Origin of the sequence: Streptomyces sp. NBC_01445 (assembly GCF_035918235.1) — a bacterium.
GTDB lineage: Bacteria > Actinomycetota > Actinomycetes > Streptomycetales > Streptomycetaceae > Streptomyces.
Genome location: NZ_CP109486.1, coordinates 335,506 through 355,123 on the forward strand (window position 1 = coordinate 335,506; position 19,618 = coordinate 355,123).

The window sequence follows — 19,618 nt, forward strand, 5'->3', positions numbered from 1 at the left end:
CCAAGCAACCGCCCGGCACTGTCACTACATGCGGCGTGGTCACACGTTCGCGGGACGGTCCGCCAAGACCGCCCCGCATCCTGCCCCACCTCACTACACTCCCCACTCCCAAGCCGTTGACCAGTGGTAATGGAGAAGTACGGCTGGAGTACTAGGCACGTCGACCAGATACTGGGTGAGAGTCCGGCCAGAGATCGACCCCGAGGGAACAACACCAACAGGAACTGCCCCCATAGCCTCATCGAACGGTTCAGCGTTCGGGTCCGCATCAAGGGTGAACTGCCTGAAACCCAAACCCTGAGCAGTCTTGACAGTGTGATCGAACAACAGACGGCCGATGCCCTGCCCGATCGCACTGGGATCGACGAACATCATGCCCAGCACACCCCGCGGCGGCTCGCCCTCCAAGGTCGTGAACCCCACGACGTTGCCGTCTCGCTCTGCCACAGCCGCTCGGAGGCCAACGAGCTCCGCACCTCCGAGCGTGAGCTCCTCGCGGCACGATGCAAGGAACTCAGCGTCATACCCCCAGTGCGCCTTGGAACGCAGCGCCAGATCAGTCAAGAAGCCCGCTTCTTCAGGCCGCGCAGGCCGGATCGAGAGTTCCACTCAGCGCCTCCAAGGACTTGTTGCCATCGCCCCTTAATGATCCACACACGCGACACCAGAACACAGATGGCGAACAGCAACGCAGAACCCCGGGGGTAACAGTCGGCAACCGACCCTGATAGCGACCCCGCGCCTGGGGCTCGACCTGACGAGGGACAGGCCCCAGTCGCTTCTGGGCATCGGGGCTATCCGAATGCCTCGGAGTAGAGGTCGGGCGGGAATTCAGATGGGAAGTCGGACGGGAAGTCGGTCCGCTTGGGCAGTTGGTCGAAAGATCACACCACTCGGCTGCCTTCGCCCCACAGTGGTGACCATGCTGAACCGAGTAGCCGTCCTGTCCGACATTCACGGAGTCCTGCCGGCCCTGGAGGCAGTACTCGCCGAACCAGACGTCAGCACCGCCGATCACATCGTGCTGACCGGCGACATCACCGCCGGCCCGCAACCGGCCCAGGTCCTCGACCTGCTGACCAGCCTCGGCGACCGCGTCATCTGGATCAGCGGCAACGCCGACCGCGAACTCCTCGAATACCGCCGGGGGCAACGCGAAACGATCCCCGATCCGATCGCCCCCTGGGCAGCCGAACAGCTCCGCGAGGACCATCTCGACCTTCTCAGCTCGCTTCCACGATCACTCTCCCTGTCCGTGAACGGCCTGGGAAAGGTGCTGTTCTGCCATGCCACCCCTCGTGATGACGAGGAGGTCGTCCTGGTCGACTCCCGCCTCGACCGCTGGGAGGAAGTCTTTGACGGACTCGATGCCGACATTCGCACCGTGGTCTGCGGCCACACCCATATGCCGTTCGTCCGCCTCGCCCACGGCCGACTCGTGATCAACCCCGGCAGCATCGGCATGCCCTACGGACGAACCGGAGCACACTGGGCCCTCCTGGGCCCGGGCGTCGAACTCCGCACCACGCACTTCGACCTCCAAGCCGCAGCCACCCAGCTCGGCCAGGAATCGCCCTACCCTGAAATCACCGAGTGGGCCGACTACTTCCTGCACGCTCGCGCGACCGACGCCGACGCCCTCACAGCCTTCGCCCCACGGGACGGACGCGACCACAGCCCGTGACACCCGCTTCCCATCCACAACAGCGGGCAGCCGAACACCGACTACACGATCAACCACGCCTACCAATCCCAAGGCCGTAGCAGAGAGCGAACCTTTCGCAGCCCTCTGGCGTCCAAGGTCCGGCGTGCCGGAGGTGCCGGCGGCCGGGGGAGGTTAGTACATGGCGGGCAGGCGGACGGCCGATAGAACGGCGAGCGCGGGGGCGGCTGGATTGGCGAGCGTACGGGCGGTGCTCGCGGCTGCCCTGATTAGCTTGTCCGTGGCCTGCGCGGGGACGGGCACCACGCAAGGCGGGACAGACGGTTCCTGCGCGGCCCTGCTCGTGTACCGGGGCCACACCTACCTGGGGCACGGGCTTTATCCCGATGACGAAGGCGACGGCGTCGGCGTCACGGCGGGCAGACGGCTCGGCACGGGCACCACACCCGGGTGCGACGACACTCCGAACGATGAGGACCAGGAAGTGCCTTCGAGGCCGGTACCCGTGTACGCGATCGAAGGCGTGGACCCCGTCCACGCCGTGACCGTGGACCATCCGGCCGGCGGCACTCTCTACATCGAGCGGAACTCGGAGAAGACCCTGCCGGAGCTGAGGAAACTGATCGAGGCGCGGGAGCTGGACCCGTCGCCGAAGGCGGCTACCAGGTGACGCGCGCCCGCAGGGGCAGGCGGTCGCCTCCCATCGATGGCTGTGTGTGCAGGGCGTGACCCGCGCGCCCCGGCCGAGGACCTGATCGATACGGGGCCCGGTGCAGATCGTGGAGCTGGCAGCCGCCACCCAGCAGGCATACGCCACTCTGTGGCGTTTCCTTGCCGGGATCGACCTGGTGACATGGATCGAGTACGAGGCCGCCGTTGACGAGCCGCTGCCTCACCTGCTGACCGAACCGCGGGCGGTCCGCTCGACCGTGGTCGACCGGCTGTGGGTGCGACTGGTCGATGTCAATCGGGCCCTGGCCGGACGCTGCTACTCCACCCCGCTGGATGTGGTCCTGAACGTCGAGGACGACTTCTGCCCCTGGAACACCGGACGCTACCGGTTGCAGGCCGAAGGGGATGCGGTCATCTGCGAGCGCACAAAAGCCCCCGCCGACCTCCAACTCGCCGCAGCCGAACTCGAGGCGGCCTTTCTCGGCGGCACAACGCTCGCCTCCCTCGCAGCAGCGGGCTTGGTCCGGGAACTACGATCTGGCGCGCTGACCCGCACCACACGCGCTTTCCGCGCCGACCGCGAGCCCTTCTATCCCGGCGGCTGGGCGTTCCCCGCCTACTGAACGCACCCACAGGCGGGACAACAACCCGACCGGGCTCCCCCGCCTGCCAACGTCGGCCAACCACTGACTCTGGCCACCACGAAGCGCTCACGACAGCGCTTCAGAGAGGGATCATGCCGTCACGCCGGCCTCGGTTCTTGAAGCGGTCGGGTCAGAAACTGTGTCCCGAGCGGCAGCGGTGGGGTGTCGGGCGCCGACAGGGAGGGCGGCCGCGAACTGAAGGAGCCGTCGGTAGCCCTGCGACGGGAGCGGCTTCAAAGTGCTGTGTGAGGCGCCTCCGGACCGCCGAGGATGTCACATGACGATGACTTCGCAGGCCCGTTCCTTCGGCAAGGCCGCCGCCAGCGAGGCCGCAGTCGACCGCACCGCGTTGTACGGCGCCCGCCCCTACGCACACCTCCGCGTCGAGTTCGAACGCCGCCTCCAGGCCCTGCCGCAGGCCGGGGAGATCCCCGACCCCAAGAAGCCCAAATCGTCCGGCTCAAGACAGAGGTCACCAAGCTCCGGGACCGGCTGGCTCAGTCGGAACGGACAATCGACGAGCTCATGGACTTCCGCACCCAGGCCCTGGCACCACTCGCCGCACAACACGAAGAGATCGTCCGGCTCCGCGACGCCGTCGCCGGGGCAAGCAGGGTGAGCCGTCTGCCCGCACCGCGAACCATCGTCATCGGGACAGGCAGTTGATGTGGCAGGACTCCTGAGCCGTTCGTTCTGACACCCGGTTTGCTCAGCGGTGGTTGCCGAGAATCTGGTCAAGCGTTGTTAACGCGGGTGATGGGTGGCGAGTACCCCCGCGCCGCCTGGCCGAACCCCATCACCACAGCTCACAGCGCCAATTCGTATTTCCGAGCGGCACAAGGCAGAGCGTCGTGGATCCCACCCCTTCTCAATAGTGGATAACCTTCGCTATCGTGGAGGGATGAGTGTTGGCATCACCTTGTCCAGCGGTTTGTCCATGTCCGAGCTTGGGGCCAGGATCCGGGGCGAGCGACGGGCCCGTGGTATCAGTCTGGAGCGGCTCGCCGAGCTCAGCGGCGTGAGCCGGAGCATGGTGTCCGAGGTGGAACGCGGCGCGAAGACACCGAGCGTGCTGGTCCTCGATCGCCTGGCGACCGCACTGGGCACCTCGATCGCTCGACTCCTGGACGAACCGGTGCGCCCCGACGTCGTGTTGCTGGCTGCTGACCGGCAGCACGTGGTGCGGGACCCCGCCGGGTGGGAACGGCGGATCCTTTCCCCGGTCCTGCCGGACATCGAGTTCGAGTTCATGCGCACCACCCTGGAGCCTGGCGTGGACGCGGGAGAATTCTCCCCGCACGCGCCGGGGTCCCACGAGTACGTGGCGGTGGAACACGGGTGTTTGCACCTGACCGTCGACGGCGTGGCCTACCGGCTCGCGGCCGGGGACGCGGCCTATTTCCCTGGCAACCGCCGGCACGCCTTCGCCAATGACACCGCCGATGCGTGTGTGTACTACCTGGCTATGACGCTGGCCCCGGCAGCCGACTCCCACCTCCACCTCACCCCGGGAGGACACGATGCATGACCTGCGGATAGCAGCCCGGTCGGCAGGGGACCTGGCAGTCGATCACCTGGCGGGAGTGGCCGAGAACCCGGTGTGGCGGCCTGTGCCCGAGGCAGACCGCAAGTGGCTCACCCGGCAGCAACTGCCCGACGGCAGCCGCCCGCTGGCGGAGCTTCTGAATGAGGTGCGTGACCGGATCCTGCCGTATCCCATGGGCAACGGGCATCCTCGGTTCTTCGGCTGGGTCAACTCCCCGCCGTCCCCCGCCGGTGTCCTGATGGCCCCCCTGGCTGCGGCCATGAACCCAAGCTGCGCGGGCGGAGACCACACTGGCGTTCTACTGGAGCGCACCGCCGTGCGGTGGCTGGCAGAGCTGGTGGGATTCCCCCACCCACCGGGGGCCGGGCTGCTGACCAGCGGAGCCTCCATGGCCACCATCGTGGCGCTGGCCACCGCCCGCCACCATGCCTTCCGCGACCAGGGCCACGACGTGCGCGAGACCGGCCTGTACGGGCATCGTCCGCTGGCACTCTACGTGTCCACCGAGGCGCACAGCTGTCTGCGCAAGGCGGCAGAACTTCTCGGCCTGGGCACCCGGTATCTGCGCACCGTCCCGGTCGACGCGGCTTTTCGTATGGACACCGGCGAGCTGCGCCGTCTGATCGCGGCCGACCAACGAGCCGGGGTGCGGCCGTTCTTCGTCGCGGCCAGCGCGGGAACGGTCAACACCGGAGCAGTCGACCCCATGGAGGACATCGCCGCGATCGCCCTGGAGTACGGACTGTGGTTCCACATCGACGGTGCCTATGGCGCGCTCGGCGTCCTCGCCGACGACGCCGCACCTGACTATGCCGGACTGGAACGGGCGGACTCGCTGGCTCTGGACCCGCACAAGTGGCTTGGTGTCCCCGTTGATGCCGGCTGCATCCTCTTCCGTGAACCGGCCGGCCCGCGCGACGCCTTCAGCCTGGTTCCCTCATACCTGCGCGACGAGAACGCCGGGGAGCTGGGCTGGTTCTCCGAGTACGGCACCGAACAGACCCGCCCGTTTCGCGCGCTGCGGGTATGGGCCACGATCGCCCACCTCGGACGGGACGGCGTCGTTCACCTGGTGCAGCACACCACCAGGCTCGCGCGCACGCTCGCGGAACTGATCGAAGCCTCCGACGACTTCGAGCTGCTCGCCCCGGTGGTCACCTCCGTCGCCGCATTCCGCCACTGCCCTCCAGCCCTCGACACTGACCGCACGGAAGCACTGAACGAGGCGATCCCGGCCGCCGTGCAGCGCCGTGGGCAGGCCTTCCTCACCGGCACGCGGATCTCGGGTGCCGCGGCCCTGCGGGCCTGTGTCCTCCACCCGGGCACCACGAAGGACGACCTGACCGTCCTGCTCGACGAAATCCGAGCCGCTGCGCGGGAGGTCACCTCATGAGTCCTCAGCACCTGGTCGTCGACCTCGGCGGCGTGCTGTTCCGTTTCGACCACGCCCATCGCCTGCAACGCCTGGCCGATGTCTTCGCGCTCCCCACAGACCGAATCGACATGTTGCTGTGGCGGTCCGGCTTCAGCGCCGACTGCGATTCGGGCAAGTACCCGCACGCGGCGGAGATCCGGGACCGTATCCGGGCTGCCACCGGCTTCACCGGCAGTGACGATGACCTCGACGCCGCATGGTGCAGTGCCTTCCGGCCCGACCACGCCGTCCGGGAAGCACTGGAACGCCACCGCGGCCCCCTGCCCCTGGCGCTGTTCACCAACAACGGCCCGCTGGAGCAGGAGGCGCTGATACGGCTGTACCCCACGATGTTCGACGGCTTCGGCCACCTGCTGTTCAGCCACCGCCTCGGACACCGAAAGCCCGACCCGGCAGCCTTCGACGCCGCCGCGAAACAATTGGGCGCTTGCCCTGACAACATCCTCTTCATCGATGACAGCGCGGCCAACACCGACGCAGCACGCGCCGCAGGCTGGACCTCCCTCCACTTCCAGAGCAGACAGACCCTCGAACAAACCCTGAACTCCCGAATCCAGTAGGCCACGGCATAAAACTGTGCCCTACGCGGTGAGTCGGAGTGGCCTCCTGTAGCGGCACAAGGCTGAGCGAAGCCCAGAAAGGCCAGGTAGTGGCAAGGATTGCGCTCGAAGCGGTGGTTGAGCCGGCGGTACCCAGTCAGGCAGGACATGGTCCGCTCGCTAGCCCACAACCCACCAACGGCGGGGGTGCGCATCACGCTTCAGTCGACCGAAGCGTCTCAGCCGATGCCGCCCTCGGCGTCGCCCCGGGCGATGCGGTGACGATCCAGACGTGTCCGGGAATGCAGACACCGTCGATGGTCTCGAACTCAGCGAGGGCGTCGCGCACTTCGGAACGGATACGGGCGGTGGTCTCCGGGTCGACATCGCGCAGGTTGAAGCGCACCGGGCCCATGGCGAGGATGAAGTCGGTGGCGTCGCCCGCATCGGCGCCAAAGGTCATGGGAGCCCCGGCAGGGGCTACGTCGATGTCGGTGAACCCGGCGGCGGTGAGCATCTGACGGATGCGCGCGGGGTCGAGGAGGGACCCCATGCCCCTGGCGGCGGGGGATGCCTCGCGCAGGAACGGGGCGAGTGCAGCGGTCGCACGGGCGTAGGCGCTGTCCGGGCCCGCAGGCTGTGGGCCGAGGAACGCAAGTCGCCCGGCGGGCACGAGCGAGTGCCTGAGATGAGTGAAGGCCGCGATGTGGTCGGCGAAGAACATGACACCGCCGCGGCTCAGGACGACGTCGAAGCCTCGGCCGGGCAAAGGATGCACTTGGGCGTCGCCCTGTTCGAAGGTGACATTGCCGAGCCCTTCCGCGGCGGCGTCACGGCGGGCGCGGTCCAGCATGGGCGCGGACAGGTCAATTCCGACGACGTCTCCGTCGTACGCCTGCCGCGCGGCGATGCGCGTCGTCTGGCCGGTGCCGCAGCCGACGTCGAGGACCCGGTCACCAGCCGCGATGCCCGCGGCGGCGAACAGGGGCGCGTTGAACGAGCCCATCATCGCGTCGTAGCGCTCGGAGTGTTCGGCCCAGTGGATGCCCTCCCAGTCGTTCCATGCCTGTGCCTGCTGACGGTTGGCGATGACGCGCATGGCCCACCCCTCAATTTACTAGAGTCGAACTCTAGAGTTTAACTCTAGATATAGACTCCAATCGTGACTGAGGTCAAGGGAAAACGGGGCGCCAAGGCTCGGGAGACACGGCGGCGGATCATCGACGCAGCCGCCGAACTCTTCGTCGAGCAGGGCTATGGGGCGACCAAGCTGCAGGAGATCGCCGACCGGGCGGGCGTGGCGGTGCAGACGATCTACTTCGTCTTCCGGAACAAGCCCTCGCTGCTCAAGGAACTGGTGGACGTCGCCATCGCAGGCGACGACGAGCCCGTGCCCACGATGGACCGGCCCTGGTTCACGGAAGTCACGGCTGCACCTACCGCCGAGTCCGCCATCGCCGCACTCGTCGTCGGCACCCTCAGGACGCTCCAACGCGTCGCGGCCATCGACGAGATGGTCCGCGCCGCGGCAGCGACCAACCCGGAGATCCGGGATCTGTGGCCGGACGAGACCGACCCGCGATACACGGTCATCTCGACAGCCGCGAAGGCTCTGACAGTGAAGCCCGGCGCCAGCCCCGCCCTCTCCGCAGGAGATGCGGCGGACATCATCTACGCAATGCTCAGTCCTGAGCTCTTCCTGGTCCTGACCCGTGACCGCGCATGGCCCGCAGACAAGTGGGAGCGATGGACGTACGACGCCCTCTGCTCTCAGCTGTTGATCAGGAGGTAGAAACAAGCTCCCTGACAGCGACCGGGGAGACAAGTTTGACGCTCACCCGCTCGACATCCGCATCGGTGATCTGAGGGGCCCTGCGCTTCTCGGACAGCGGTGTTGAGGGTTCTCCTTATGCCGCTGCCTGCAACACCTCGTACTCGGCGTGGACTTCTGCGGGAGTCTTGTAGCCGAGGCCGGAGTGGAGGCGTTTTCGATTGTAGAACATCTCGATGTAGCGGACGATCGCCCGGTGCGCATGTGCGCGTGTTGGGAACGTAGTTCGGTGCACGAGTTCGTTCTTGAGGGCGCCGAAAAATGATTCAGCCATCGCATTGTCCCAACAGACACCGATCCTATGGGGACCGCTGTCCGAGAACTTCGAGGCGCCTCATCCCCGGGCGCCCGCCGGGAGTGGGACCCACCAGGGAAAGCTGACAACACGTCATGGCGTGTCTGGCGGTTCCGCGGACGCCGCGGATTCGGTGAGATTCTGCGGGTCGGTGGTCACCGGCTCTGCCTCCGTGGTCATCGGACGGACCGCCCCAGTTGCGGCGGGGCGGTCCGTCGTCGTTCGGTGTGCGGGGGTGTGCGGCGAGCGTCACGACGCAGCCGCGGGAGGTCCGGCCGACGACGACGGTGTCGGGGCCGAGCACGCTCCTGCCACACGCACGGCAGGCGTTGATCCCGGAGACCCTGTTGAGGATGCGGCGGCCCTGCCACCTGCGGGTCGGGCAGCGGGTGTTCGGCCTCGCCGACTGGCACCGTGACGGCACCCTGGCGGAGTACGTGGCGATCGAAGCACGCAACCTCGCACCGCTGCCCGGCGACGTCGACTTCACGGTAGGCGCGTCCCTGCCAATCTCAGGTCTGACCGCGTGGCAAGGGCTGTTCCAGCACGGCCGCCTTCAGTCTGGCCAGACCGTCCTCGCCCACGGCGCGGCCGGGGCAGTCGGGACGATGGTGACCCAGCTCGCTCGTGAGGCCGGCGCTTACGTCATCGGCACCGGACGCGCCGCCGACCGTGAGAAGGCACTCGACTTCGGCGCGCATGAGTTCGTCGACCTCGAGAATGACGCGCTGAAAGACGTCGGCGGCGTCGATCTGGTCTTCGATGTCATCGGTGGCGACGTTCAGAAGCGGTCCGCTGCCCTGATCAAGGCGGGAGGAACGCTGGTGTCCATCGTCGGCCCGGTCGAGGCGCGACCCGCTGACGGCCTGGCGGTGGACTTCGTTGTCGAGGCCGATCGTGCCGAACTGGTTGAGATCGTGCAGCGGGTGCGGGACGGACGGCTGCGGACAAACATCGGTGACGTCTCGCCCCTCGACGATGCCGTCGCCGCCCTCAACCCGACCACGCGACGCAGCGGGAAGACAGTCATCCGCGTACGCCCGTAGGGCCTGTCTTCAAATTCCCGTCTGCCCCGCGAGTCCGGCCGGAGCCCCGGCGCCCCGCAGCAGGGTGTCGACGACGCGGGTGGCGAGCGCGTCCGTGTCGCTGCCTTCCGCTCCCTCCTTGGCTGCCTCGTGGATGAGGGCGTAGTAGACGCGCCGGGTCCAGTCGAGGTCGATGTCGGGGCGGAGCACGTCCGCCTCTTGGGCGCGGCGGAAGAGCCGGACGCAGGTGGCCCGGACCTCGGCGTGGATGCGAGCCGCCTCGGGGTGGGCGTCGTCGGCCGCGCGGTTCATGGCGAACGACCAGTCGGTCTTCACGCGCAGGACGTTGGCAGTGACCTGGTAGAGGGCGACGAGTGGCGGGGCTGCGTCCGGGCGGGCGGTGTCGACGGCGGCCGCGAACTGGCGGGCGGCCCAGTCTGTTAGCTCGTCCAGGAGCGCCTCGCGGGTGGCGAACCGGCGGTGGACCGTGGTTCGGGCGACGCCGGCGGCCCGGGCGAGCTGCTCCATGGTTGCCGCCGGGTTGGTGGCCAGGACGCGTTCGGCCGCTTCCAGGATCGTCTGCACGGTCCGTTCGGTGTCGGCCCGGAGGGGCCGTTTCGCCTGCGGTTCCGTCTGCTGCTTGTGCGTCGTCACACCGACATGCTACATCCGCACTCCATCAGAGCTTCTACTTGCATCATCTCTGTTGCACGTCTTAGGTTCATGGCGTCGGAGAGGTAGCAACTCCGCGCCCCGTTCACGGGGAGAGGCGACATCAAGGAGCAGCGAGTGATGCAGCACAGGAAGCTGGGCCGCACCGGCATATCGGTCAGCAAGTTCGCGCTGGGCACCCTGCGCCTGGGCGCGTGGGGGAACACGGATCACGACGATGCGGCCCGGCTGATCCATACGGCCCTGGACGCCGGGATCAACCTCATCGACACCGCCGACCAGTACTCGAGCGGCGAGGCCGAGGAGATCGTGGGCAAGGCAATCCGCGACCGCCGCGACGAGGTCGTGCTCGCCACGAAGGGTCACTTCCCAGTCCGCTTCAAGGACGAGGACCCCAACCGGCAGGGAAACTCCCGCCGTTGGCTCACCAAGGCCGTCGACAACAGCCTGCGCCGCCTGGGCACCGACCGCATCGACCTCTACCAGGTGCACCGGCCGGACCCCAGCACGGACATCGACGAGACGCTCTCGGTCCTGTCCGACCTGGTGCGCGCGGGCAAGATCATGGCCATCGGGACCTCGGACTTCCCCGCCGAACAGCTCGTCGAGGCCCAGTGGACCGCCGACCGCCGGGGCCACATCCCTTTCCACACCGAGCAGCCCCCGTACTCCGTCTTCGTACGCGGCATCGAGGCGGACGTGCTGCCCACCGCACAGAAGTACGAGCTCGGCGTGCTGACCTGGAGCCCGCTCAACAGCGGCTGGCTGACCGGGCGGTTCCGCCGCGGCGAGCCGATCGAGATGAACGGGTTCCGACAGGCGGTCGCCCACAAGTTCAACCTCGACCTGCCGGGCAACCAGCGCAAACTCGACGCCGTCGAGCGCCTGTCGGCCTTGGCGGACGAGGCGGGAATCTCCCTGACGCACCTGGCGCTCGCCTTCGCCTCGACCCACCCGGGCGTCACCTCGGTGATCCTCGGCGCCCGCACGGTCGAGCAACTCACCGACCAGCTCGCCGCCGCCGAGGTCCGGCTCGACGACGAGATCCTCGACCGCATCGACGAGATCGTCGCCCCCGGCGTCACGCTCAACCCCGCAGACATCGACTACAGGCGGCCAGCCCTGACCGACTCCGAGCAGCGCCGCAGGCCCGCCCACCACCGCTGACGGCGGTCCGCCTGCGGGCAGGTCGGCGAGGCTGCCGGCCGGTACAGCGGGTGCGGGGATGGGGGGGGAGGGACCCGCACCCGCTGGCCTATCGGGGCCACGGACTCCTGTCTGCCAGCCTGACCCACTCCCGGTCCACCTGCCCCGGCACGACACGCCCTTCCGCCTTCCAGCGGGTGGCCAGCTGCGCGAAAATCGGCTCACCAGGCGCTGGAGGAACCGTTTCCTCGCGGCCGGTAACCGGGGCTGGCTGCGAGGTCTTCGTGGTCACGTAGTTCTAACGCGCGAATCCGGCCGCAGTCACCCGTGGAATGCCTCCACGTGTCGCTCAGTGGCTCCGGTCCCACGGGATCGGATACGAGACGGTCGGCGTCGGCCTCGGCCGCGGCCTGTCCCAGTGAGGGAACTTCACCGGGTAGACGGCCGTCGACCGGGGCCTGGGCGTCTGCTTTCCCAAGCCGTCTGCGCTGCCGTTCCCTGAGGTGCCGGCGAAACCGACGACCAACAGCGCGATGACGGCCAGGACACTCATCTCCCCCCTTGCGCCGGCCGCCCACCGCGAGTGCGCCCGGACCCTCGTGCCGTCCGCACGGACATACTCCCTCACGCGCACCACGTGGCTACTCCCCCGTCCAGACCCGGTACGCCCCTGCGCACACGGGACCCACCAGCAAAGCACCCATCACTGACAACGCATCAGGAATTGTGGCCAGTTGTGGTTCCCAGGGACCAGATCCGGTCACGGCGTGAGCCCTCGCACCGTCGCGCGTGACCTGACGAATTGATCGAAGACGGCGCGTAGTGCCTGGTCGACGCCGAGGGCCATGGCAGCGGCGGTCACCGGACGGTGCCGTGCAGGGCGCGGCGGTCGTCGGATATCGCGTAGCGGTGGGCGGCGAGGCCGTTGTCGAGGGTTTCGCTGATCTGCTCGCACAGCGGCACCAGGACGTCGGCGGCCGCGGTGTCGGGCTGGTGCGCCGGGGCGGCTTCAGTATTTGCATCCGAGTAGGCAAGGCCGAGGGTCTGGCCACGCGCCGTGGCTCGCCGACGACCTGTGTCGAGCGGCGGGTGCACGATGATCCGCGCTGTTGCCATACCTGCATGGTCACTCGAATGCCCGGGTCGCGCATGCAGCAGCAAGCGCCCTCGCGCGAAGATCAGCGAGAGCCCCGCCCGGAGCGTCCGCGCCTCTTCCAGCCGGGCGGGCTCCATCACTTGAGCAGGCCGCGCTCGGCGTCAGAGGGGGCTCTACGGCTGGTCAGGCGCCTCGCCGGCGCGAGCTTTCGCCTTCACGTCCGCCTCGGCCTCATGCCGGGCGATGCCCTGCTCCTTCGCGTACTGCGTGACCGCGGCCTTCGTATCCCGGGCCAGGTCCCGCCAAGCACGCCACGCCGTCTCATACGTCGCCGTCTGCGTTTCAGCCCAGCCCGCCGCAGTCGGCGGGCCGTACTCGTCACGCAGGCGCAGAACCTCGCGGTGCGCCGCGTTCGCCGATCCTCAATGGCGAGATCCCCATGCCGGTGCAACGAGCGTGGAGTCGGGTTGGTCGCGCGCCGGGCGGCTGCGAACCGGTAACGCACCGTCAACGCCCCAACGCTGCTCCCCCGTTCACATGCACGATCTGCGCCGTCATGTACGCCGCTTCAGGTGACGCCACATAGTGCACCGCGGCGGCGATGTCCGAGGGCCGGCCCGCCTGGCCGGTCAGCGACTGCTTGGTCCGGGCGGCGACGAACTCGGGCGTGGCCCGGTCGCCGAAGAACTCGGTGTCGGCGACGAGGCCTGGAGCGACCGCGTTCACGGTGATGCCCTGCGGGCCGAGCTTCTGCGCCAGGTCGACGGACAGGGCGGCAGCGCCCGCCAGGCGCAACCGCTGACCAGTACGTAGATGATCGCGGCGAACAGCGTCTCATCAGGCGTGTTCTGCTTCCCGCCACCCTGCGGCCGCACCCGATCCGCCGGAAGCAACGGCCTGGCGATCTCCCACAGCTCGTCCGGAACAATCCAACTCCACGTCCCCTGACCCATGTTGAGGAGCACTACCCAGCCTCACCATGTAGGACACCGTCTTAGGAGGGCCGTCTGCGGCGGGGGATGCAGGCGGCTCTGTTCGGCATGGCCAGCGGCGGCGTGATGCTGATCAACTGGTAGACCTCCCGAAGCCCCCGGCAGCCACGTCAGGCCCGGAGGTCCGCGAGCAGTTCGCCATCCGCGTCCTCGCCCGCGAGACACAGGTACTGCTCTTCACCGACACCAAAGCCTGGGAGTGGACCTCCGTCGGCCTGACCATCCCGACCAGGCGCACAGCCGGCCCCGTTCAGCCAGGCCGACACCGCTCCAGAAGCCGGACCGTCCCCGCCGCGCTGACCACTGCCCACCCGCCAACTTTCTCACCAACGAGCTGGAGCAGCACCCAGTCCGACCAGCCCACGCCGACCACGGTCTACGGCAGTCCTGTCACCGCCAGTCGCCAAGGCGCGTGAGAGGAAGGCCGTAGGGACGGATCTCTAGGCCGCTGGTCCTACCCAGCAGGGTGAAAACCGGGTACTCCACATTTTCATCAGATGGTGTGGGTCACCCGCCATTTGGCCGTGTCGCCGATCTTCCCCGCCGATGCTCGAAGGGCGCCCGTCGCCATCCGGGAAGCGTTGTCCGTGACCTTGGCATGCCCGGTCGCACGCACCATCCGATCAACAGAGACGAGTCATCGTGCATTTGACTCCGCATGAGCAGGAGCGCTTGCTGATCCATGTCGCGGCCGACGTGGCCGGCAAGCGCCGCGACCGGGGGCTGCGTTTGAACTACCCCGAGACGATGGCCCTGCTGACCGCTCACGTCTTCGAGGCGGCGCGCGACGGTGAGACGGTCAGCGACATCATGGACTCGGGTCGGCGGGTGCTCACCCGTGACGACGTGATGGACGGCGTCCCAGAGATGATCAAGAACGTCCAGGTGGAGGCTACCTTCCCGGACGGCACCAAGCTGGTCACGATCCATGACCCCATCCTGGAGGCCACGGAGGAACCCGAGGTCTACCCGGGCAAGGTCGAGCACCCCCAGCCGCCCCGCAAGCCAGGCTCCCCGGTCGACTGCGACGACAGTGGCAACTCGCCTACAAACTGCGACGAGGACGACGACGCAGTCTCCCGGTACGACGCGATCTGCTTCAACGTGCACCTCGACGGGGATACGCGGGGCGTCAGCCTGCAGGCGGACGCCACCAGCTTGCCAGGGCCGGGCAAGACGAAGATCAAGGTGAAGAACGAGTCGGACCGTCCCATTCAGGTCGGCTCCCACTACCACTTCGCCGAGGTCAACCCGGGGCTGCAGGTCGTCGGCGTCGAGGTCCCTGCCGGTCAGACGGTTCCCCAGGACCGCTCTCTCTGGAACTGCGATGCGGCGAGGGGCCGGCGACTCAACATCGCCGCGGGCACGTCCGTGCGTTTCGAACCGGGCGACGAGTGCTGTGTGGAACTGGTGCAGATCCAAGGTGATGTCACGGCCGGTGGCAGCAACATCAGCGACCTCACCAAGATCCAGGGACTGCGCGAAGGGATCGTCCGATGAGTAGTCCGCAGGGACAAGGCCGCGGTCAGGCGCCGAAGCCTGACAAGGGCCGGCCGAAGCCGAGCAATGAGCTGACGCGGGCGGATTACAACGCGCTGTACGGGCCGACCACGCGGGACAGGGTCCGGCTCGCCGACACCGACCTCACGCTGGAGATCGAGGCCGACTGGAGCGGCGGCCCTTCGTACAGCGGCAATGAGATGATCTTCGGTGGCGGCAAGGTGATCCGCGAGTCGATGGGAATGTCGCACCTCGCCAGGGACGGGAGGAACAGCAGGGGCGACGCCACGGACCACAGGCCCGTGGACACCGTCATCACCGGCGCGCTGATCCTCGACTGGTGGGGCGTGCTCAAGGCCGACATCGGCATCCTCGACGGCAGGATCGCGGCCATCGGCAAGGCGTACAACCCCGAGACGATGGATCCGATCCCGAGCAACAGGTTCGAGATGCCGAACCGTACGACCATCGGCAACACGATGCCGGTGCCGGTGACCCCGGAAAGTTTCGTGGTCGGCCCGAGCACCGAGGTCATCTCCGGCAACGGACGGATCCTCACCGCGGGCGGCGTGGACACCCACGTTCACTTCATCTGCCCCGAGGAGATCCACGAGGCCCTGGCCTCGGGCGTGACCACCCTCATCGGCGGCGGCACGGGACCGGCCGAAGGCAGTACGGCCACCACCGTCACACCGGGCGCATGGCACATCAGGCGGCTCTTCGAGGCGCTGGATCAGTTCCCCGTCAACATCGGCCTGCTCGGCAAGGGCAGCACGATGAACAAGCACGAGCTCAACGCGCAGGTGGACGCCGGTGTCTGCGGCTTCAAGGTCCACGAGGACTGGGGCGCCACGCCCGCGGTGATCGACCGGGCCTTGGACATCTGCGAAGAGCGCGGCGTCCAGCTCGCTCTGCACGCCGACTCACTGAACGAGTCAGGGTTCCTGGAGAGCACACGGGCAGCCTTCACAGGCGACGCCAGGGACGCAGACGGGAAGTTCACGAAGAAGAAGGCACGCTCCATCCACATCTTCCACGTCGAGGGCGCCGGCGGCGGTCACGCGCCCGACATGATCGAGCTGGTCAAGGACCCGAATGTCCTCCCGGCCTCGACCAACCCGACGCGTCCCCTGACAGTCAACACCGTCAAGGAGCACGTCGACATGATGATCGTCTGCCATCACCTCAACCCGGAGATTCCGGCAGATATGGCCTTCGCCGACTCCCGGATCCGTCCCTCCACCATGGCCGCGGAGGACCTACTCCACGACATGGGCGCCATCTCCATGATGTCCTCCGACGCCCAGGCGATGGGCCGCATCGGCGAAATGATCATGCGTACCTGGCAGACCGCGCACGTCATGAAGTGCCGCTACGGGGCACTGAAGGAGGACCTCGAAGCCGCGAGGGTCCGCACGATCACCAACGACACCGACCACTCCTTCAACGACCAGCAGCGTCAGCCGAACGACAACTTCCGCGCGCGCCGGTACGTTGCCAAGTACACGATCAACCCGGCGATCACCCACGGCATCGCCAAATACGTCGGCTCCGTGGAGACCGGGAAGCTCGCCGACCTGGTGCTGTGGGAGCCGAAGTTCTTCGGCGTCAAACCGCACATGCTCCTCAAGGGCGGCCAGCTCGCCTACGCGCAGGTCGGCGACGCCAACGCGTCGATCACAACGCCACAGCCCTACCTGCCGCGCCCGGTCTGGGGCTCCACTGGCCGCTCCCCGGGGAGGAACTCGGTGAACTTCGTGGCCGACGAGCAGGTGGCGCTCCGGCTGAACGGCGGGACCGACTCGAACAACACGTACGACGGTCTCGGCCTCGGCAAGAAGTTCGAGGCGATCGAGAGCACCCGGAGCGTCGAGAAGAAGCACATGAAGCTGAACGACACGGTGCCTGACAGCCTCGAAGTCGACCACAACAGCTTCGAGGTCACCATCGGCGGCGCGACCACGAGCGACGCCCGCACCGAACTCAACGGCGCCACCGTGCCGCGCTCCTACGTCACCGAAGTCCCTCTGGCCCAGCGGTACTTCCTCTTCTGACGGCCACCTGCCCGGCCGCCGGGCCCCGCCGCTACGGCCGGGCCCGGACGGACTTGATGAGCCCGCCCGGGCCCCATCACCATCCGACCCTGCGAAAGGCAGCCGCTCACCGATGAGCCGCGCAGCCCTGCTCCTCCTGGCCGACGGCCGCTTCCCCGCTGGCGGACACGCCCACTCTGGCGGCGTCGAGGCCGCCGTCGCCCACCAAACCGTCCACGACACCCCCGGCCTGGAGGCGTTCTGCCGCGGGCGTCTGCACACCACCGGCCTGACGATGGCCGGGCTGGCCGCCGCAGCCGCCAGCGGATACGACCCGATGCTGCTCGACGACGCCGCCGACGCACGCACCCCCGCACCCGCACTACGTGCCGTCGCCCGCAGACTCGGCCGGCAGATGATGCGCGCGGCCCGTGCCACCTTTCCGTCCGCCGAACTCGAGCACCTGGCCGCCGCCCGGCCCCGGGGCGCCCACCAGCCCATCGTTCTGGGCCTGGCCGCCCGCGCCGCCGGGCTTGCCCCGCTGGACGCCGCCTATGCCGCCGCGTACGAGAACATCGGCGGCCCGGCCACCGCAGCGGTGCGCCTGCTGAGCCTCGATCCGCTCGACGCATCGGGGCTGCTGGCCCGCCTCGGCCCCGAGACCGACGACGTCGCACGAGCCGCGGCGGACGCCGCGACCCGCGCCATGACCGAGGGCCTCGACGCCCTGCCGTCGGCCTCCTCACCCCTGCTGGACATCACCGGGGAGCAGCACGCCGCCTGGACCGTCCGGCTCTTCGCCTCCTGAACCAGTACCTGAACAGCCCTATTGTCAAACGGAGTTGCCATGCATCTCGAGCACTCGCTGCCTCACCAACACGCCTCCAGCGCTTCGGCGACCCGGCCCGACGGCAGCCGCCGCGCTCTGCGCGTCGGCCTGGGCGGCCCCGTGGGCTCCGGCAAGACCGCGACCGTCGCCGCGCTCTGCCGCACCCTGCGCGACCGCTGGTGCATCGCCGCTGTCACCAACGACATCTACACCCGCGAGGACGCCGAGTACCTGCTGCGCGAAGCCGTCCTGCCGCCCGAGCGGATCACCGCCGTCGAGACCGGCGCCTGCCCGCACACCGCGATCCGCGACGACATCTCCGCCAACCTGGAAGCCGTCGAGCACCTGGAGGCAACCCTCCACCCCCTCGACCTCGTGCTCGTCGAGTCCGGTGGTGACAACCTGACCGCCACCTTCTCCAAAGGGCTCGTCGACGTGCAGATCTTCGTCATCGACGTAGCCAGCGGCGACGACATCCCTCGCAAGGGCGGCCCCGGCATCACCACCGCCGACCTCCTCATCGTCAACAAGACCGACCTCGCCCCGCACGTCGGCGCCGACCTGGACACCATGGCAATCGACGCGAAACGACAGCGCGGCGACCTTCCCGTCATCTTCACCAACCTCACCTGCGACGACGGCATCCGCGAAGTCGCCGACTGGGTCACCGGCCACCTCACCCAGTGGTGCGCCGGAGCAACCGCATGAGCCCCTCCTCCCAACTCGCCGCCACCCGCGCCACGTCCGGCATCGACGTTCCTCCAGCCGGTGCCCAGAAGCCCGCCGGACACCCCGACGGCGTACGTGCCACGGCCCGGATCCGCGCCGCGCACAACGGGCGCGTCACCACCCTCCCGCAGCTGCGCAGCGACGGCCCCTTCCACCTGCGGCGCCTGCGCACCCACGGCAACACCGCCAGAGTGGGGATCATCGGCGCGATGAGCGCGCCGCTCGGTGGCGACCGGCTCACCCTCGACATCACCGCCGAAAACCGGGCCGAGCTGGAGGTCACCACGGCCGCCGCCACGCTCGCCCTACGCGGCCCCACCACCGACGCGGCCACCTACGACGTGCGCCTCACCGCCAAAGAACACGCCCATCTGCGCTGGCTGCCACAGCCCCTGATCAGTGCCGCCGGCAGCAACCTGCGGCAGACGCACACCGTCGAACTCGCCGCCACCTCACGCTTCGTACTGCGAGAAGAGCAACTCCTGGGCCGGGCCGACGAGGAACCAGGCCACCTGGTCAGCCGGATCCTGGTCCACCGCGCCGGGAGCCCGCTCCTCGACCAGCACACGGCCTACGGGGTCCCAGAACCCGGCTGGGACGGCCCGGCCGTCCTAAACGGACACCGCGCCGTCGGCCAGCTCCTGATCGTTGACCCGCACCTCGACATACGACAAGACGTTGTGCTGCTCGGCAAAGGTGCCAAGGAGGGGTGCGCCGTCCTCGCACCACTGGCCAACGGCCCGGCACTGCTCGCCACCGCCGTCGCAGCAAGCACCTCGACACTGCGGAAACTGCTCGACGAGGCACACGCACACGCCCGCGCCCGCTAGGCCGTGTCTGACAAATGGCGCCGTCCGCCCGCAGGGCGGGGCGCGCGGTGTCCCGGTGCGTGCAATCGCAAGGCAGAGGATCACCCTCGTATTGGTCGTTTTCGGGCGGGCCCGGCAGTGCTGCGCGTGGCCGTGCCGGGT

18 protein-coding genes and 5 pseudogenes are annotated in these 19,618 nt (G+C 68.3%); 15 read left to right on the top strand and 8 right to left on the bottom strand.

The window, feature by feature from the left end; translation table 11 throughout:
* Positions 1-93: 93 nt before the first annotated feature.
* Positions 94-609, bottom strand: a complete 516-nt coding sequence (locus tag OG574_RS49630) for a GNAT family N-acetyltransferase (protein WP_326778978.1) — start codon at positions 607-609, stop codon at positions 94-96.
* A 313-nt stretch (positions 610-922) separates the two neighbouring features.
* Here OG574_RS49630 and OG574_RS49635 point away from each other — a divergent pair, with 313 nt between their 5' ends.
* The 6 genes from OG574_RS49635 (at position 923) to OG574_RS49660 (ending at position 6,520) form a co-directional block, all read left to right on the top strand.
* On the top strand, positions 923-1,684 hold the full coding sequence (locus OG574_RS49635) for a metallophosphoesterase family protein (RefSeq protein WP_326778979.1): 762 nt from the start codon (positions 923-925) through the stop codon (positions 1,682-1,684).
* Positions 1,685-1,943: 259 nt separating this feature from the next.
* Positions 1,944-2,333 (top strand): DUF6281 family protein, encoded by a 390-nt coding sequence (locus OG574_RS49640; RefSeq protein ID WP_326779456.1) that lies wholly within the window; start codon positions 1,944-1,946, stop codon positions 2,331-2,333.
* 109 nt (positions 2,334-2,442) lie between these two features.
* Positions 2,443-2,958, top strand: coding sequence for a sterol carrier protein domain-containing protein (locus OG574_RS49645; protein ID WP_326778980.1), 516 nt, complete (start codon positions 2,443-2,445; stop codon positions 2,956-2,958).
* Positions 2,959-3,916: 958 nt separating this feature from the next.
* Positions 3,917-4,507, top strand: a complete 591-nt coding sequence (locus tag OG574_RS49650; protein ID WP_326778981.1) for a helix-turn-helix domain-containing protein — start codon at positions 3,917-3,919, stop codon at positions 4,505-4,507.
* On the top strand, positions 4,500-5,918 hold the full coding sequence (locus OG574_RS49655) for a pyridoxal phosphate-dependent decarboxylase family protein (protein ID WP_326778982.1): 1,419 nt from the start codon (positions 4,500-4,502) through the stop codon (positions 5,916-5,918). The genes OG574_RS49650 and OG574_RS49655 overlap by 8 nt, the downstream gene beginning before the upstream one ends.
* The gene (locus tag OG574_RS49660) at positions 5,915-6,520 is read left to right on the top strand and encodes an HAD-IA family hydrolase (protein ID WP_326778983.1); all 606 of its coding nucleotides are present in this window, start codon (positions 5,915-5,917) and stop codon (positions 6,518-6,520) included. The genes OG574_RS49655 and OG574_RS49660 overlap by 4 nt, the downstream gene beginning before the upstream one ends.
* 21 nt (positions 6,521-6,541) lie before the next feature.
* Here OG574_RS49660 and OG574_RS49665 read toward each other — a convergent pair.
* Together OG574_RS49665 and OG574_RS49670 are read right to left on the bottom strand one after the other, a co-directional pair.
* Positions 6,542-6,687 (bottom strand): annotated as a pseudogene (locus tag OG574_RS49665) (IS5/IS1182 family transposase); the annotation flags it as partial.
* Positions 6,688-6,713: 26 nt separating this feature from the next.
* Positions 6,714-7,598, bottom strand: a complete 885-nt coding sequence (locus OG574_RS49670; RefSeq protein ID WP_326778984.1) for a class I SAM-dependent methyltransferase — start codon at positions 7,596-7,598, stop codon at positions 6,714-6,716.
* Between the two features lie 63 nt (positions 7,599-7,661).
* On the opposite strand from OG574_RS49670, the gene OG574_RS49675 reads away from it, so the two are divergent.
* Positions 7,662-8,291, top strand: coding sequence for a TetR/AcrR family transcriptional regulator (locus OG574_RS49675; protein ID WP_326778985.1), 630 nt, complete (start codon positions 7,662-7,664; stop codon positions 8,289-8,291).
* Between the two features lie 115 nt (positions 8,292-8,406).
* Here OG574_RS49675 and OG574_RS49680 read toward each other — a convergent pair.
* A pseudogene (locus OG574_RS49680) lies at positions 8,407-8,631 on the bottom strand (integrase core domain-containing protein); the annotation flags it as partial.
* Positions 8,632-8,996: 365 nt separating this feature from the next.
* Here OG574_RS49680 and OG574_RS49685 point away from each other — a divergent pair.
* Positions 8,997-9,671: pseudogene (locus OG574_RS49685) on the top strand (NADP-dependent oxidoreductase); the annotation flags it as partial.
* Positions 9,672-9,680: 9 nt separating this feature from the next.
* Here OG574_RS49685 and OG574_RS49690 read toward each other — a convergent pair.
* Positions 9,681-10,304, bottom strand: coding sequence for a TetR/AcrR family transcriptional regulator (locus tag OG574_RS49690; RefSeq protein ID WP_326778986.1), 624 nt, complete (start codon positions 10,302-10,304; stop codon positions 9,681-9,683).
* A 138-nt stretch (positions 10,305-10,442) separates the two neighbouring features.
* On the opposite strand from OG574_RS49690, the gene OG574_RS49695 reads away from it, so the two are divergent.
* A complete protein-coding gene (locus tag OG574_RS49695; RefSeq protein ID WP_326778987.1) occupies positions 10,443-11,489 on the top strand; it encodes an aldo/keto reductase in 1,047 nt (348 codons plus the stop codon).
* Between the two features lie 837 nt (positions 11,490-12,326).
* On the opposite strand, the gene OG574_RS49700 is transcribed toward OG574_RS49695, so the two are convergent.
* The 3 genes and pseudogenes from OG574_RS49700 to OG574_RS49710 form a co-directional block, all read right to left on the bottom strand.
* Positions 12,327-12,584 (bottom strand): hypothetical protein, encoded by a 258-nt coding sequence (locus OG574_RS49700; protein WP_326778988.1) that lies wholly within the window; start codon positions 12,582-12,584, stop codon positions 12,327-12,329.
* A 487-nt stretch (positions 12,585-13,071) separates the two neighbouring features.
* Positions 13,072-13,290, bottom strand: coding sequence for an SDR family oxidoreductase (locus OG574_RS49705; RefSeq protein ID WP_326779457.1), 219 nt, complete (start codon positions 13,288-13,290; stop codon positions 13,072-13,074).
* Positions 13,291-13,298: 8 nt separating this feature from the next.
* Positions 13,299-13,517 (bottom strand): annotated as a pseudogene (locus OG574_RS49710) (transposase); the annotation flags it as partial.
* 681 nt (positions 13,518-14,198) lie between these two features.
* Between OG574_RS49710 and OG574_RS49715 the strand changes: the two are divergent.
* From OG574_RS49715 to OG574_RS49740, 6 genes and pseudogenes are all read left to right on the top strand, one after another.
* Positions 14,199-14,498: pseudogene (locus tag OG574_RS49715) on the top strand (urease subunit gamma); the annotation flags it as partial.
* Between the two features lie 162 nt (positions 14,499-14,660).
* Complete coding sequence (locus OG574_RS49720; RefSeq protein ID WP_326779458.1) at positions 14,661-15,056, top strand: urease subunit beta; 396 nt, start codon at positions 14,661-14,663, stop codon at positions 15,054-15,056.
* Positions 15,053-17,110 (top strand): urease subunit alpha, encoded by a 2,058-nt coding sequence (locus OG574_RS49725; RefSeq protein WP_326778989.1) that lies wholly within the window; start codon positions 15,053-15,055, stop codon positions 17,108-17,110. Before OG574_RS49720 ends, OG574_RS49725 begins: the two co-directional genes overlap by 4 nt.
* Before the next feature lie 112 nt (positions 17,111-17,222).
* The gene (locus tag OG574_RS49730; RefSeq protein WP_326778990.1) at positions 17,223-17,897 is read left to right on the top strand and encodes an urease accessory protein UreF; all 675 of its coding nucleotides are present in this window, start codon (positions 17,223-17,225) and stop codon (positions 17,895-17,897) included.
* A gap of 39 nt (positions 17,898-17,936) precedes the next feature.
* Positions 17,937-18,626 (top strand): urease accessory protein UreG, encoded by a 690-nt coding sequence (ureG, locus tag OG574_RS49735; protein ID WP_326778991.1) that lies wholly within the window; start codon positions 17,937-17,939, stop codon positions 18,624-18,626.
* Positions 18,623-19,477, top strand: a complete 855-nt coding sequence (locus OG574_RS49740) for an urease accessory protein UreD (protein ID WP_326778992.1) — start codon at positions 18,623-18,625, stop codon at positions 19,475-19,477. Before ureG ends, OG574_RS49740 begins: the two co-directional genes overlap by 4 nt.
* The last annotated feature ends 141 nt before the right edge of the window (positions 19,478-19,618 follow it).

Bases quoted from the DNA above. Each gene is read 5' to 3' on its own strand.
- OG574_RS49635 (WP_326778979.1), top strand. From the start codon at position 923: ATGCTGAACCGAGTAGCCGTCCTGTCCGACATTCACGGAGTCCTGCCG.
- OG574_RS49650 (WP_326778981.1), top strand. From the start codon at position 3,917: ATGTCCGAGCTTGGGGCCAGGATCCGGGGCGAGCGACGGGCCCGTGGT.
- OG574_RS49655 (WP_326778982.1), top strand. From the start codon at position 4,500: ATGCATGACCTGCGGATAGCAGCCCGGTCGGCAGGGGACCTGGCAGTC.
- OG574_RS49660 (WP_326778983.1), top strand. From the start codon at position 5,915: ATGAGTCCTCAGCACCTGGTCGTCGACCTCGGCGGCGTGCTGTTCCGT.
- OG574_RS49670 (WP_326778984.1), bottom strand. From the start codon at position 7,598: ATGCGCGTCATCGCCAACCGTCAGCAGGCACAGGCATGGAACGACTGG.
- OG574_RS49695 (WP_326778987.1), top strand. From the start codon at position 10,443: ATGCAGCACAGGAAGCTGGGCCGCACCGGCATATCGGTCAGCAAGTTC.
- OG574_RS49700 (WP_326778988.1), bottom strand. From the start codon at position 12,584: ATGGCAACAGCGCGGATCATCGTGCACCCGCCGCTCGACACAGGTCGT.
- OG574_RS49725 (WP_326778989.1), top strand. From the start codon at position 15,053: ATGAGTAGTCCGCAGGGACAAGGCCGCGGTCAGGCGCCGAAGCCTGAC.
- OG574_RS49730 (WP_326778990.1), top strand. From the start codon at position 17,223: ATGAGCCGCGCAGCCCTGCTCCTCCTGGCCGACGGCCGCTTCCCCGCT.
- ureG (WP_326778991.1), top strand. From the start codon at position 17,937: ATGCATCTCGAGCACTCGCTGCCTCACCAACACGCCTCCAGCGCTTCG.
- OG574_RS49740 (WP_326778992.1), top strand. From the start codon at position 18,623: ATGAGCCCCTCCTCCCAACTCGCCGCCACCCGCGCCACGTCCGGCATC.